The 14208-nt window shown below is 70.6% G+C and carries 13 protein-coding genes; 11 read left to right on the top strand and 2 right to left on the bottom strand.

The genetic code is table 11. The annotated features are described in order from the left end of the window. The first annotated feature begins 69 nt into the window (after positions 1–69). From NFX31_RS15910 to pucL, 5 genes are all read left to right on the top strand, one after another. Positions 70–945 (top strand): HpcH/HpaI aldolase/citrate lyase family protein, encoded by an 876-nt coding sequence (locus NFX31_RS15910; RefSeq protein WP_045249231.1) that lies wholly within the window; start codon positions 70–72, stop codon positions 943–945. A 20-nt stretch (positions 946–965) separates the two neighbouring features. Further along, the gene (bcp, locus tag NFX31_RS15905) at positions 966–1433 is read left to right on the top strand and encodes a thioredoxin-dependent thiol peroxidase (protein WP_262956214.1); all 468 of its coding nucleotides are present in this window, start codon (positions 966–968) and stop codon (positions 1431–1433) included. Positions 1434–1715: 282 nt separating this feature from the next. Next, positions 1716–2219, top strand: a complete 504-nt coding sequence (gene uraD, locus NFX31_RS15900) for a 2-oxo-4-hydroxy-4-carboxy-5-ureidoimidazoline decarboxylase (protein WP_045249233.1) — start codon at positions 1716–1718, stop codon at positions 2217–2219. Continuing rightward, positions 2216–2557, top strand: coding sequence for a hydroxyisourate hydrolase (uraH, locus tag NFX31_RS15895; RefSeq protein WP_262956212.1), 342 nt, complete (start codon positions 2216–2218; stop codon positions 2555–2557). The genes uraD and uraH overlap by 4 nt, the downstream gene beginning before the upstream one ends. A 12-nt stretch (positions 2558–2569) precedes the next feature. After that, the gene (gene pucL / locus NFX31_RS15890; protein ID WP_262956211.1) at positions 2570–3463 is read left to right on the top strand and encodes a factor-independent urate hydroxylase; all 894 of its coding nucleotides are present in this window, start codon (positions 2570–2572) and stop codon (positions 3461–3463) included. Between the two features lie 65 nt (positions 3464–3528). On the opposite strand, the gene NFX31_RS15885 is transcribed toward pucL, so the two are convergent. Continuing rightward, positions 3529–4275 carry an SDR family oxidoreductase gene (locus NFX31_RS15885; RefSeq protein WP_262956210.1) on the bottom strand — a complete coding sequence of 249 codons (747 nt, stop codon included), beginning with the start codon at positions 4273–4275 and terminating at the stop codon, positions 3529–3531. Between the two features lie 88 nt (positions 4276–4363). Between NFX31_RS15885 and aceE the strand changes: the two genes are divergently transcribed. Then, a complete protein-coding gene (aceE, locus tag NFX31_RS15880) occupies positions 4364–7069 on the top strand; it encodes a pyruvate dehydrogenase (acetyl-transferring), homodimeric type (RefSeq protein WP_262956209.1) in 2706 nt (901 codons plus the stop codon). Between the two features lie 378 nt (positions 7070–7447). Next, positions 7448–8419, top strand: coding sequence for an endonuclease domain-containing protein (locus NFX31_RS15875; RefSeq protein WP_262956208.1), 972 nt, complete (start codon positions 7448–7450; stop codon positions 8417–8419). 126 nt (positions 8420–8545) lie between these two features. Here NFX31_RS15875 and NFX31_RS15870 read toward each other — a convergent pair whose 3' ends face one another. Then, a complete protein-coding gene (locus tag NFX31_RS15870; RefSeq protein WP_091478060.1) occupies positions 8546–9337 on the bottom strand; it encodes an IclR family transcriptional regulator in 792 nt (263 codons plus the stop codon). Positions 9338–9529: 192 nt separating this feature from the next. On the opposite strand from NFX31_RS15870, the gene NFX31_RS15865 reads away from it, so the two are divergent. From NFX31_RS15865 to NFX31_RS15850, 4 genes are all read left to right on the top strand, one after another. Beyond that, positions 9530–10921: an NAD-dependent malic enzyme gene (locus NFX31_RS15865; protein ID WP_045249239.1), complete on the top strand. Its 1392-nt coding sequence runs from the start codon at positions 9530–9532 to the stop codon at positions 10919–10921. A 5-nt stretch (positions 10922–10926) separates the two neighbouring features. After that, positions 10927–12201 carry a DUF6986 family protein gene (locus NFX31_RS15860; protein WP_262956207.1) on the top strand — a complete coding sequence of 425 codons (1275 nt, stop codon included), beginning with the start codon at positions 10927–10929 and terminating at the stop codon, positions 12199–12201. Next, on the top strand, positions 12198–13019 hold the full coding sequence (locus NFX31_RS15855) for a bifunctional allantoicase/(S)-ureidoglycine aminohydrolase (protein WP_045249241.1): 822 nt from the start codon (positions 12198–12200) through the stop codon (positions 13017–13019). Before NFX31_RS15860 ends, NFX31_RS15855 begins: the two co-directional genes overlap by 4 nt. A 377-nt stretch (positions 13020–13396) precedes the next feature. Further along, entirely contained in the window at positions 13397–14197 is an 801-nt protein-coding gene (locus NFX31_RS15850; protein WP_262956206.1) for a hydroxypyruvate isomerase family protein, read from the top strand. Positions 14198–14208: the final 11 nt, after the last annotated feature.

Below are 14208 nucleotides of genomic sequence, written 5' to 3'. Positions count from 1 at the left end.
TGGCGCGTCGGGCCACGCCGCAGTAACATTTTCGTATTGCAAAAATCAAGTTTCATAGAATGGAATGCAATGAACGCTCCGCTCCCCACTGCCGGCCCGCGCGAGATTGCGCCGGAGCTGGCGCGCTCGTGGCTGCTCGTCGCCGCGACGAAGCCGGAGACGTTCGACGAGGCCGCCCGCTCCCACGCCGACGCCGTCGTGCTCGACGTGGAGGACGCGGTCGACGCGAGCCGCAAGGACTCCGCCCGTGACGACGTCGTGCGCTGGCTGCACGGCGCGACGGCCGACGGCCGGCCGAACCGGGCCTGGGTGCGGATCAACGACGCGACCAGCGAGCACTGGTCGCCCGACCTCGACGGCCTGCGCGACGCCCCCGGCCTGCAGGGCGTGATGCTCGCCAAGACCGAGTTCGGCGGCCAGGTCATGGACACGTTCAACCGCCTGGGCGCGAAGGTCCCCGTGGTCGCGCTCGTGGAATCCGCGATCGGCATCGAGAACGCGACTGAGATCGCGCGTGCGAAGGGCGTGTTCCGCCTGGCCTTCGGCAGCGGCGACTTCCGCCGCGACACCGGCATGTCGGCCGACCGCGAGGCCATGGCCTACCCCCGGGCCCGGCTCGTGATCTCCAGCCGCGCCGGCGGGCTGCCCGGACCCATCGACGGCCCGACGGTCGGATCCAGCCACCCGATCCTGCGCGAGCAGTCGGCGATCACCGTGTCGATGGGCATGACCGGGAAGCTCTGCCTCACAGCGGATCAGACCCCCGTCGTGAACGAGGTCATCAGCCCCACCCGCACCGATGTCGAGTGGGCCTACGAGTTCCTCGAGGACTTCGATGCGCGCGGACGCATCGTCCGCGACGGGAGCGACCTGCCCCGCCTCGGTCGCGCCCGCAAGATCATGCAGCTCGCCGAGGCCTTCGGCGTGCTGCCCGTCACCCACTGATCCATCCGAACGGAGACACCATGACCACTCGCCTCGCCCCCGGCGACACCGCGCCCGCCTTCTCCCTCGACGACGCCGACGGCGCCCGGGTCTCGCTCGAGGACTACCGCGGCCGCAACGTCGTCGTGTACTTCTACCCGAAGGCGGCCACGCCCGGCTGCACCACGGAGGCGTGCGACTTCCGCGACAGCCTGTCGTCGCTCGACGCCGCCGGCTACTCGGTGATCGGCATCTCGCCCGACGAGGTGGCCGACATCCGCGCCTTCTCCGACGCCGAGGGCCTGGCCTTCCCGCTGCTCGCCGACACCGACGCCGCCGTGGCGCGCGCCTGGGGAGTGTGGGGCGAGAAGACGGTCGGCGACCGCACGTTCGACGGCGTCATCCGCTCGACCTTCGTGCTGGACGGCGACGGGGTCGTGCAGCGCGCCGAGTACGGCGTGGATGCGACCGGCCATGTCGCGCGCCTGCGCGAAGAGCTCGGCGTCTGAACAAGACGCAGCCCTTCCCTCGGTCGTTGAGCGAGGACGCCGAAGGCGACCGAGACGAAACGCGGTGCTCTTGCGAGGGCACCGCGTTTCGTCTCGCGAAGAGAAGGCGGGAACTTCGCCGGGGGCTTGACATCGCCGGATCCGATCCGCACAATGGTTTACACATGCTGAAATAACAGTTCCGGACTGCGGAAATCATCGCCACGATGATCCGGGAACCTCTCGATAGGATCCCGCCGTACGCTCTACACGCCGGATGCCAGCATGGCTTGAGGATCGAAGATGTTGCTCGAGGAGTTCAACTCCGCAGGCCGCGCCGATGCCGCGGCCGCCGTGAAGCCCGCGCTGGACATCCCCCGCTGGATCGACGCGATCGTGGACGCCCGCCCCTACGCCTCGGTCGACGCGCTCTCCGCCGCCGCCCTCGAGGCCGCCGCGCCGCTCAGCGAGGCCGAGCTCGACGGAGCGCTGGCGCACCACCCGCGGATCGGCGCGAAGGTCGACGGCACCAGCGCCGAGGCCGCGCACTCGCGCCGGGAGCAGCCGAGCGTCGACGACGTCACGGCCGCGGCGCTCGCCGAGGGCAACCGCGCCTACGAGGAGCGGTTCGACCGCGTCTTCCTGGTGCGCGCCGCCGGACGCACCGCCGAGGAGATCCTGGCCCTGCTGCAGCAGCGGCTCGGCAACACCGACGAGCAGGAGCTCGCCGTCGTCGACCAGCAGCTGCGCGAGATCGCGGCCCTGCGCCTGGCGGCGGCCATCGAGACCGAAGGAGCGAGCGCATGAGCGTCTCCCACGTGACCACCCACATCCTGGACACCACACTCGGGCGCCCCGCGCCCGGCGTCGCCGTCGTACTCGAGGCCCGAGTCGGCGATGGGTGGTCGGGGATCGGTACGGGCCTCACCGATGCTGACGGGCGGGTGAAAGAGCTGGGCCCGGAGCGGCTGGAGAGCGGTGCGTACCGCCTCCGGTTCGACACCGCGGCCTACTTCGCCGGCATCGAGACGGACGCCTTCTTCCCGGAGGTGGTGCTGACCTTCCAGGTCGACGCCGAGCAGGCGCACTATCACGTGCCGCTGCTGCTCAGTCCGTTCGCCTATTCCACCTACCGAGGAAGCTAAGAGGAATCCGACATGACCACCATCACCCTGGGCAAGAACCAGTACGGCAAGGCGGAGAACCGGGTCGTCCGCATCACGCGCGACACCGACCGCCACGAGATCGAGGACCTCAACGTCACCTCGCAGCTGCGCGGCGACTTCGCCTCGGCGCACTTCGACGGCAACAACGAGAACGTCGTCGCCACCGACACCCAGAAGAACACGGTCTACGCCTTCGCCAAGGACGGCGTCGGCAGCCCCGAGGAGTTCCTCCTGCGTCTCGGCCGGCACTTCACCGGCGAGTTCGACTGGGTGACCGGTGGACGCTGGGCCGCCGACCAGTACACGTGGCTGCGCATCGAGGGCGACAACGGCGAGCACGACCACGCGTTCGTGCGCGGCGGCACCGAGACCCGCACCGCGGTCGTGCAGATCGACGGCGACGACACCACGATCATCGCCGGCCTGCAGGATCTCACGGTGCTCAAGTCGACCGCGAGCGGCTTCGTCGGCTACCCGCGCGACAAGTACACGACCCTTCCCGAGACCGAGGACCGGATCCTCGCGACCTCGGTGACGGCCAAGTGGCGCTACAACCGCAACGACATCGACTTCAACGAGGTCTACGCCGACGTGCGCCGCCTGCTCCTGGCCGGCTTCTCGCGCAACTACTCGTACGCCCTGCAGCACACGCTCAAGGAGATGGCCGAGGCCGTGCTCGAGGCCCACCCGGAGATCGACGAGATCCGCTTCTCCACCCCGAACAAGCACCACTTCGTCGTGGATCTGTCCCCGTTCGGCCTGGAGAACCCCAACGAGGTCTTCTACGCGGCCGACCGCCCGTACGGCCTCATCGAGGCGTCGTTCCTGCGTGACGGCGCCGACGCCGACCACTGGTCGTGGGACGGCATCGCCGGCTTCTGCTGAGCGCGCTCGGCACCGGGATGAGGGGATGGATCCGCCTGATGAGATCCATCCCCTCGTCCGCGATCTCAGCCGCGCCCGCCGAACGGCATCCCGCTCGCGGTGATCGTGAGGGCGCCGATGTTGGCCTCGAGCGGCAGATCCGCCATGAACAGCACCGTGCGCGCGGCCTCGTCGACCGAGAACGTCGGCTCGACCTTCCTGGTCCCGTCGGCCTGCAGCGCCCCGGATCCGACGCCGAGCTCGTCCATGATCTCGGTGCGGGTGTTGCCGATGTCGATCTGACCGCAGGAGATCCGGTCCGCCCGGCCGTCCAGGTCGATGGACCTCGTGAGCCCCGTCAGCGCATGCTTGCTCACGGCGTAGGCCACCGAGAGGGGGCGCGGGGCCTGCGCGGAGATGGATCCGTTGTTGATGATGCGGCCGCCCTGCGGGGTCTGCGCCCGCATCGTGCGCATCGCGGCCCGGGCGCACAGCAGCGCGCCGGTGAGGTTCACCGCGAGCGTCTGCTCCCAGTCGGCGAGCTCGATGTCCGCCGCCGACACGGCAGGGCCGAAGGCGCCGGCGTTGTTGAAGAGCACGTCGACGCGGCCCCACTCGCGCACGACGCGGTCGAACAGCGCCTGCACCTCGGCCTCGACCGTCACGTCTGTCGGGAGCACCAGCGCGTCCGGATGCCCGGCCGCCGTCTCCGCCAGCGCAGCCTCGCGCCGCCCGGCGAGCGCGACGCGGTATCCGGCGGCCAGCATGGTGCGCGCCACGGCGCGTCCGATCCCGGATCCCGCCCCCGTCACCACAGCGATGCGCGCGTGCATCCCCACTCCTCCCGACTCGACTGCGCTGCCGGACCGGCAGCCCCCTCCATCTAACAGGTCACCCCGACTTCTCACAGAAAGGCCGAAGATGCACGAACAGAGCACCTCCGCCGCCCTCGGATCCGACACCCAGGATCACGATCCCGAAGAGACCGCCGAATGGTTGGAGTCGCTGGACGCGCTGGTCGCCGAGCGCGGCGCCGAGCGCGGCGAGCACATCGTGCGCTCGCTCGTCGCCCGCTCGGGATACTCCGCCGAGCCGCGCGCGACCACCGACTACGTCAACACGATCGCCGCCGCCGACGAGCCCGCCTACCCGGGCGACGAGGAGCTCGAGCGCCGCTACCGCGCCTGGATGCGCTGGAACGCCGCGATCCTCGTGCACCGCGCGCAGCGCCCCGGCATCGGCGTGGGAGGCCACATCTCCACGTACGCGGGCGCCGCGACGCTGTACGAGGTCGGCTTCAACCACTTCTTCCGCGGCAAGGACCACCCCGGCGGGGGCGACCAGGTCTACTTCCAGGGCCACGCCTCGCCCGGCATGTACGCCCGCGCGTTCCTGGAGGGGCGCCTCAGCGAGGAGGATCTCGACGGCTTCCGCCAGGAGAAGTCCCGCGAGGGCCACGCGCTGAGCTCCTACCCGCACCCGCGGCTCATGCCGGAGTTCTGGGAGTTCCCGACGGTGTCGATGGGCATCGGCCCGATGAACGCGATCTACCAGGCGCAGTCGAACCGCTACCTGCAGGGCCGCGGCCTGAAGGACACGAGCGACCAGCACGTCTGGGCCTTCCTCGGCGACGGCGAGATGGACGAGCCGGAGAGCCGCGGCCTGCTGCAGCTCGCCGCCAACGATGGGCTCGACAACCTCACCTTCGTGGTCAACTGCAACCTGCAGCGCCTGGACGGCCCGGTGCGCGGCAACGGCAAGATCATCCAGGAGCTCGAGGGATTCTTCCGCGGCGCCGGCTGGAACGTGATCAAGGTCGTCTGGGGGCGGGAGTGGGACGACCTGCTCGCCCGTGACGCCTCGGGCGCACTGCTCGACATCATGAACACCACCCGCGACGGCGACTACCAGACGTACAAGGCCGAGTCCGGCGGGTTCATCCGGGAGCACTTCTTCGGCAAGGATCCGCGTGCGCTCGCGCTCGTGGAGAACCTCACCGACGACCAGATCTGGGGGCTCAAGCGCGGCGGCCACGACTACCGGAAGGTGTTCGCCGCGTACCGGAAGTCGCTCGAGCACAACGGCAAGCCCACCGTGATCCTCGTCAAGACGGTCAAGGGCTACGGCCTCGGGCCGCGCTTCGAGGCGCGCAACGCGACCCACCAGATGAAGAAGCTGACGCTGCAGGACCTCAAGGACTTCCGCGACCACCTGCGCGTGCCGATCACCGACGAGCAGCTCGAGGCGAACCCGTACGAGCCGCCGTACTACCACCCGGGCGCCGACGCCCCCGAGATCCGCTACCTGCAGGAGCGCCGCCGCGCTCTCGGCGGCTACCTGCCCGAGCGCCGGCCGAACGCCTCCGGCGAGATCGCGCTGCCGGATGCGAAGGCGTACGAGGTGGCGGCACGCGGATCCGGCAAGCAGCAGGCGGCGACCACGATGGCGTTCGTGCGCGTGCTGAAGGACCTCATGCGCGACAAGGAGTTCGGTGCGCGCATCGTGCCGATCATCCCCGACGAGGCCCGCACCTTCGGCATGGACGCGTTCTTCCCGACCGCGAAGATCTACAACCCGAACGGGCAGAACTACCTCGCCGTCGACCGCGACATCGTGCTCTCGTACAAGGAGTCCGAGGCGGGGCAGATCCTGCACGTCGGCATCAACGAGGCCGGATCCATCGCCGCCTTCACCGCGGCGGGCACCGCCTACGCCACGCACGGCGTGCCCCTCGTGCCGGTGTACGTGTTCTATTCGATGTTCGGCTTCCAGCGCACCGGCGACTCGCTGTGGGCGGCCGCCGACCAGATGGCGCGCGGGTTCCTGATCTCGGCGACCGCGGGGCGCACGACGCTGACCGGTGAGGGTCTGCAGCACGCCGACGGGCACTCCCCGCTGCTCGCCGCGACGAACGCGGCCGTCGTGACGTACGACCCGGCGTTCGGCTACGAGATCGGCCACATCGTGCGCGCCGGCATCGAGCGCATGTACGGCGCCGAGTCGACCGACCGCAACGTCATCTACAACCTCATGGTCTACAACGAGCCGATCGTGCAGCCCGCCGAGCCCGAGGGCGTCGACGTCGCGGGAATCCTCGGCGGCATCCACCGGATCGCTCCGGTCGCGGCGCCCCGGGCGCACCTGCTGGCCTCGGGCATCGGCGTGACCTGGGCGCAGGAGGCGCAGCAGCTGCTGCGCGACGACTGGGGCGTGGACGCCGACGTGTGGTCGGTGACCTCGTGGACCGAGCTGCGCCGCGACGCGGTCGCCGCCGAGGAGGATGCGTTCCTCGGCCGTGGCACGCGGGTGCCGTTCGTGCAGCGGCAGCTCTCCGACGCGCACGGCCCGATCGTGGCCGTCAGCGACTACGCGAAGGATCTGCCCGACCAGATCCGCCAGTTCGTGCCGAACGACTGGGCGACTCTGGGCGCCGACGGCTTCGGCTTCTCGGACACGCGCGCGGCCGCCCGGCGGTTCTTCAAGATCGACGGCCCGTCGGTCGTGGTGCGCACGCTGCAGCTGCTCGCGGCCCGGGGCGAGGTCGACGCGGCGATCCCTGTCCAGGCCGCCGAGAAGTACCGCCTGCTCGACGTGAACGCCGGCACGAGCGGCACCGACGCGGAGTAGCCCCCGGCTGTGCCCCCGGCTGTGCTCGCGGCGCGCGCGGTGGTGCCCGTGGCGGTGCGCGCGGCGGTGCCCGTGGCGGTGCCCGTGGCGGTGCGCGTGGCGGTGCGCGTGGCGGTGCCCGTGGCGGTTTCCGTGGCGGTGCGAAAGATGGAAAACGTCGCTCCTGACTCAGCGGGAGCGACGTTTTCCATCTCGTCGTGGGAACCGCGGACCCGTGAAGATGGAAAGCGTCGCTCCGCGGATCCTGCCAGCGACGTTTTCCATCTCGCGGCGCTTCCCGAGTCCGCTGCGCGGGGCGGCCCGCGGCCCGCAACACGGGTCGCCGTCGGCAGCTCGCCCTCCCCAGCGCACTCGGGTCGTGGAGAGTCCACGGATCACGTGACCGCCAACCCGTCGGGCTCGGCCCTCGGCGAGCATCGGGGGATGCACCACCGGATCCCCCTGCCCTCATCGCTCGGCGCGACGTTCACCCTGCGCGAGGCGCAGGTCGTCGGGCTGGGTCGCGCCCGGGCGGATGCGCGCGATCTGAGACGCCCGTTCCGCGGCGTGCGGTCGAGCGAGGTCCCCGAGACGTTCGCGGCTGTCGTCGCGTGCGGATCGCGGCGGCTGAAGCCGCGCCAGCGCTTCGTGGGGGTGACGGCGGCGCGGCTGTGGGGGCTGCCCCATCCGCAGCGATGGCAGCCGGGCGAGCCGCTCGAGGTGGTCGTGCCTCCGGACGCGACTCCGCCGAAGAGCCGAGGCATCCGTGGTCGTCGGCTCAGGGAGGATCAGGCGTCCACGTGGCGGATCGGTTCCCTCCCCGTGGTGGATCCGGTCGCCGCCGTGCTCAGCTGCGCCGCGGAGCTGGACGACGCACAGGCCGTGGTCCTGCTCGACGCCCTTCTTGCCGACGCTGACAGCTACCCCGCGCTGCGGAGGGGGCGACCGGTGGCCTCTCCCGAGGAGCTGGGCGAGCGGGTGCGGCACTGGGGGCGGTTTCCGGGGCGCGCGACGATCCTCGCCGCCCTGCCTCGTGCCCGCGTCGGGATGGAGTCTCCGAAGGAGACCGAGACGCGCCTGCTCATCGTCGACGCCGGGCTGCCCGAGCCGGTCGTCCAGCACGAGGTCCGCGACGGGCGGCGGCTCGTCGCTCGGATCGATCTCGCCTACCCGCAGTGGAAGATCGCGATCGAGTACGAGGGCGACGGGCACCGCACCGATGTCGCCCAGTGGCGCCGCGACATCCAGCGTCAGCGCGAGCTCGAGGACCGCGGCTGGATCGTCATCCGCCTCACCCAGCTCGACCTGACCGACGGATCCGGTGCCTTCGTCACCCGGATCCGCCGGGCCATCGCCATGAGGCAGGCGTGAGGGATCCGGGTGATGGGGGCCCCGCGCACCGTCCCGACCCGACGGGAGCAGCGCTTTGCATCTTGCCCGGTGGCGCAGGGCGCTCGCTCAGGGACCGGAACGCACCGGTCGTCGATCGCGCCGGGCTCAGGCCTCCAGGTCGGCGGCGATCGCTGCGGCGGCGTCGCGGAGCAGGGGTACCGCGCGCTGACCGAACTCCTCGGTCACGCGGGCGATCGGGCCCGAGACCGAGACGGCCGTGGGCGTCGGGGCACCGGGCACCGCCATCGCGTAGCAGCGCACGCCGATCTCCTGCTCCTGCTCGTCGATCGAGTAGCCGCGCTCGCGGATGAGGTCCAGCTCCTTCAGGAGGGCGTCCACGGTGCCGATGCTGTGCTCGGTCGGGGTGGCCATGCCCGTGCGCCCGACGATGCCGCGCACGGTGTCGTCGTCCAGCTGGGCGAGGATCGCCTTGCCGACGCCGGTGTCGTGCACGTTGGCGCGGCGGCCCACCTCGGTGAACATGCGCATCGAGTGCTGCGAGGGCACCTGGGCCACGTACACGACCATGTCGCCGTCCAGCACGGCCATGTTGGCGCTCTCGCCGAGCGCGTCGACGAGGGTCTTCAGCTGCGGGCGCGCGAGGGCGCCGAACTGACGGGAAGCTCCTTCGCCGATGCGGATCAGGCGCGGCCCGAGCGCGTAGCGGCGGTTGGGCAGCTGGCGCGCGTAGCCCAGCGACACCAGCGTCCGCAGCAGCCGGTGGATCGTCGGCAGGGGCAGGTCGGTCGATGCGGAGAGCTCGCTGAGCGTCACGTCGCCGCCGGCGTCCGTCACGAGCTCGAGCAGCTCGAACACGCGCTCGACCGACTGCACGCCGGATCCCGAGCTCTTGCCCGGCTTCGGATCCGCGTCCTTCGTCTTCGAAATGTCCGTCATTGCCGCTCCCGTCGTCGTGGTTATTCCATCATGCGAGAGTTGCGCGCCGGAAATCCGACGGGTTGGGAAACTCGTCTTGCGCAAAACTTCCACGATGGAGATAATAGTGTCCACAATACGAAAGTTGTAAAGAGTTACATCACCGCTACCGCGCCCGAGCCCTCCGCCCGGACGCCTCGATGAGGAGGAACCATGGCGAATCCGGGTCCGGGCAATTCGATCACGCTGCGCATCGACGCGCCGTCCAACTTCCACGTGACCAGCGAGCTCGCCGCCGCGGCCGCTGCGGCCGGCGCCGCCGTCACCGCGCTCGACGTGGTCGAGTCCCACCCCGCCACGATCGTCGTCGACCTGACCTGCAACACGACGGGCGAGGAGCACGCCGAGCAGATCCGGGCGGCAGTCGAAGGACTCCAGGGCGTCACGGTGCGCGCGGTCAGCGACCGCACCTTCCTGATGCACCTCGGCGGCAAGCTCGAGGTCGTCCCCAGCGTGCCGCTGCGCAACCGCGACGACCTGTCCCGCGCATACACGCCGGGCGTCGCACGCGTCTGCATGGCGATCGCCGAGGACAAGAGCAAGGCCCGCAACCTCACCGTCAAGCGCAACACCATCGCCGTCGTTACCGACGGCACGGCCGTGCTGGGTCTGGGGGACATCGGACCCGAGGCCGCCCTGCCGGTCATGGAGGGCAAGGCCGCGCTGTTCAAGCAGTTCGCCAACGTCGACGCCTGGCCGGTCTGCCTGGACACGAAGGACACCGAGGAGATCATCAAGATCGTCAAGGCCATCGCCCCGGTCTACGGCGGCGTGAATCTCGAGGACATCGCCGCCCCCCGCTGCTTCGAGATCGAGGCGCGCCTGCGCGACGAGCTCGACATCCCGGTGTTCCACGACGACCAGCACGGCACCGCGATCGTGACGCTCGCCGCGCTCCAGAACGCCCTCAAGGTCGTCGGCAAGGCGATCGGAGACGTGCGGATCGTGGTCTCGGGCGTGGGGGCCGCGGGCAACGCGATCGTGCAGCTGCTGCTCGCCGAGGGCGCCGTCGACATCGTCGCCTGCGGCCGCAACGGCGCGATCACCCGCGACGAGGAGTACACCGACGCGCACCGCAGGGAACTCGCGGCCACGACCAACCCGCGCGGCGTCTCCGGCACCCTCAAGGAGGTGCTCGTCGGCGCCGACGTGTTCATCGGCGTGAGCGCCCCGAACATCCTCGACGAGAACGACATCGCCGGCATGGCGGAGGACGCGATCGTGTTCGCGATGGCGAACCCGACCCCCGAGGTCGACCCGATCGTCGCCTCCCGGCACGCGGCCGTCGTGGCCACCGGGCGCAGCGACTTCCCGAACCAGATCAACAACGTGCTCGCGTTCCCCGGCTTCTTCCGCGGCCTGCTCGACGCCGGCGTGTCGGACATCACCCCGCCTATGCTGGTCGCAGCCGCGCAGGCGATCGCGGACCGCGTCGGCGACGACGAGCTCAACGCGAGCTTCATCATCCCGAGCGTGTTCGACCCGCTCGTGGCCGGCGCCGTCGCCGACGCGATCGTGCGCGTCGTCGAGTCGTCGAAGGAGTGACCGGTATGCCCGCAGGCACCCTGGGCGAGGGCGACCTCGCCGACATCGACGCCCGTCTCGCCGGCACGGACACCCTGCTGCGCACCGAGTACCCGGGCGATGACGGATCCCGTCAGCCGGTGCACACCCTGTACGTGCCCGCCGACCGGTTCCGGCTCGATCTGCCCGCCGCCTTCGGGCGGACGGCGGCCGAGGCCGTGTCCGCGTTCGGCGGCACGGCGGCGCTCGCCCGTGCGGTCGGTCTCGGCGTGCTCGCCGAGGAGCTCGCCCCGCTGGTCGACGCGAAGCTCGAGCGAGAGCCGATCGAAGACCTGCGCCTCGACTTCGAGGACGGCTACGGATCCCGTCCCGACGCGGAGGAGGACGCGGATGCGGTCCTCGCCGCCGAGCGCGTCTCTGCGGCCGTCGCCGCCGGCATCGCGCCGCCGTTCGTCGGCATCCGGTTCAAGTGCTTCGAGCAGCCCACGCGCCGGCGCGGGATCCGCACGCTCGACCTGTTCCTCACCACGCTCGTCGCGAACGGCCCGCTGCCGGACGGTCTCGTGCTGACACTGCCGAAGGTCACCACGGTCGAGCAGGTCGAGGCCATGGTCGCGCTGTGCGAGCTGTTCGAGCAGCGCCTGGGCCTGGCCGCCGACCGCCTGCGCTTCGAGGTGCAGATGGAGACGCCGCAGCTCATCGTCGCCGCGGACGGATCCGTCCCGGTCGCGACCCTGCTGCACCGCGCGGACGGCCGTGTGAGCGCGCTGCACTACGGAACGTACGACTACAGCGCCTCGCTGCAGATCGCCGCGGCGCACCAGTCCATGGAGCACCCGGCCGCCGACTTCGCGAAGCAGGTCATGCAGGTCGCCGTGGCGGAGACCGGGGTGCGGCTCTCCGACGGATCCACGAACGTGGTCCCGGTCGGGGATCCGGTCCACGTCGAGGAGGCGTGGAAGCTGCACGCCCGGCTGGTGCGGCGCTCGCTCGAGCGCGGCTACTACCAAGGCTGGGATCTGCACGCCGCGCAGCTGCCGACCCGGTATCTGGCCACCTACGCGTTCTACCGCGAGGGGTTCGCCGCCGCGGCCAGGCGCCTCGACAACTACCTGCACGGCAGCGACGCCGCGATCATGGACGAGCCGGCGACGGCCCGGGCCCTGGCGCGGTTCGTCGTGCGCGGCCTGGAGTGCGGAGCGCTCACGGCCGAGGAGGTCCGCTCCGCGACCGGATCCGAGCCCGTGGAGCTCGTCCGCCTCGCCCACCCGAAACTCGTCATCACGGAGGATGCCTCATGAGCACTCGCACCTACTACACGCCCGCCGGCGGGCTGCCCCCGCAGAGCGACCTGCTCACCGACCGCGCGGTCGTGAAGCTCGCCTACTCGTTCATCCCGAAGGGCGTGCTGCGCGACATCGTGACCTCGAGCCTCCCCGGCTTCACCGACACCCGCGCCTGGATCCTGGCCCGACCGACGCCCAGCTCAGCGCAGACGTTCTCGCAGCTGATCGTCGAGATCGCGCCCGGGGGCGGCGCCGCCAGGCCCGAGGCCGAGGCAGGCGTCGAGAGCGTGCTGTTCGTCACCACCGGCGAGCTCACCCTCACCCTCGAGGGGGAGCGGCACGTGCTGGAGGCCGGCGGGTACGCCTTCATCACCCCGAACGCGCAGTGGTCGCTCGCGAACGAGGGGTCCGAGATCACGAGCTTCCACTGGATCCGCAAGGCCTACGAGTATCTGGACGGGGTCGATGCGCCCGCGTCCTTCGTCACGAGCGACAACGACATCGAGCCGGTCTCGATGCCCGACACCGACGACGTCTGGGCGACGACCCGGTTCTCCGACGCGAGCGACATGGCCCACGACATGCAGGTCAACATCGTGACCTTCAAGCCGGGCGGATCCATCCCGTTCGCCGAGACGCACATCATGGAGCACGGCCTGTTCGTGCTGCAGGGCAAGGCCGTGTACCGCCTCAACGACGACTGGGTCGAGTGCGAGGCGGGTGACTACATGCTGCTGCGCGCGTTCTGCCCGCAGGCCTGCTACGCCGGCGGCCCCGAGGACTTCCGCTACCTGCTGTACAAGGACATGAACCGGCAGATCCGTCTCACCTGACGACGGCTGCGGCCCTGGTCGGCGAACGCCGCTCCTTCGCGGGGCGGCGTTCGTCGTATCGGTCCGTCACGCGCGGCGGTGCGCTGTCGCGCGGAGGGCGCGCCGCTCTGGTCCCGCGAGAGGGAAAAGGTCGCTTTGAGCGCTCCCGGAGCAGCGAAATCCATCTCCGCCCGCCTGCATTCCGGGAACCGGGATGGAAAACGTCGCCGCCACAGCGCGGGGAGCGACGAGATCCATCTTCACGGCGGCCGGCATCCGCGGGGGCGACCGCCGGGGCGACCCGTTGACATCCCCGGCGACTCGTCCTAAACTTTCATCAATCAAGATTTTCTTTCCATAATTCGGAAAGATGCCGAGACTCAATCAAGGACGATCTCATGAGCTACACCGTCAACGCCTCGATCCTGCTGACCGAGCTGCCGATCCTGGAGCGCCCGGCCGCCGCGAAGGCCGCCGGGTTCGACGCCGTGGAGTACTGGTGGCCGTTCTCCGTCGCCGTGCCCGCGCAGGACGAGGTCGACGCGTTCGTCGCCGCGATCCAGGACGCCGGCGTGCAGCTCACCGGGCTGAACTTCTTCGCGGGCGACATGCCCGGCGGCGACCGCGGCCTGGTGTCGTGGCCGGGCCGCGAGGACGAGTTCGCGGCGAACATCGACGTCGTCGTCGAGATCGGCCGTCGCCTCGGCACCCGGGCGTTCAACGCGCTGTACGGCAACCGCCTGGACGGCGCCGACCCGCAGGAGCAGGACGACCTGGCCGTGAAGAACCTCGCCGCGGCGGGACGCGCGGTCGCCGAGCTCGGCGGCGTCGTGCTGCTCGAGCCGGTCTCCGGCATGGAGGCCTACCCGCTCAAGACCGCGACCGACGCGCTCGCGATCATCGCGCGGGTGAAGGACGAGGAGGGCGTGGACAACGTCCGCCTCCTCGCCGACTTCTACCACCTCGCGGTCAACGGCGACGACGTGCCGGCCGTGATCGCCGCGCACGCGGCCGAGTTCGGCCACATCCAGATCGCCGACGCCCCCGGTCGCGGCGAGCCCGGCACCGGCGAGCTGCCGCTCGAGCAGTGGATCGCCGACGCCCAGGCCGGCGGCTACGCCGGCGTCATCGGCCTCGAGTACAAGGCCACGCAGGCGGATCCCTTCGCCTGGATCACCCCCGCGGCCGCTCAGGCCTGACCCGCACGCAT

Origin of the sequence: Microbacterium azadirachtae, assembly GCF_025583665.1 — a bacterium.
Lineage (GTDB): Bacteria > Actinomycetota > Actinomycetes > Actinomycetales > Microbacteriaceae > Microbacterium > Microbacterium azadirachtae.
The sequence above is the reverse complement of the archived record's forward strand: the minus strand, read 5'-3'. Positions and strand labels throughout refer to the sequence as shown.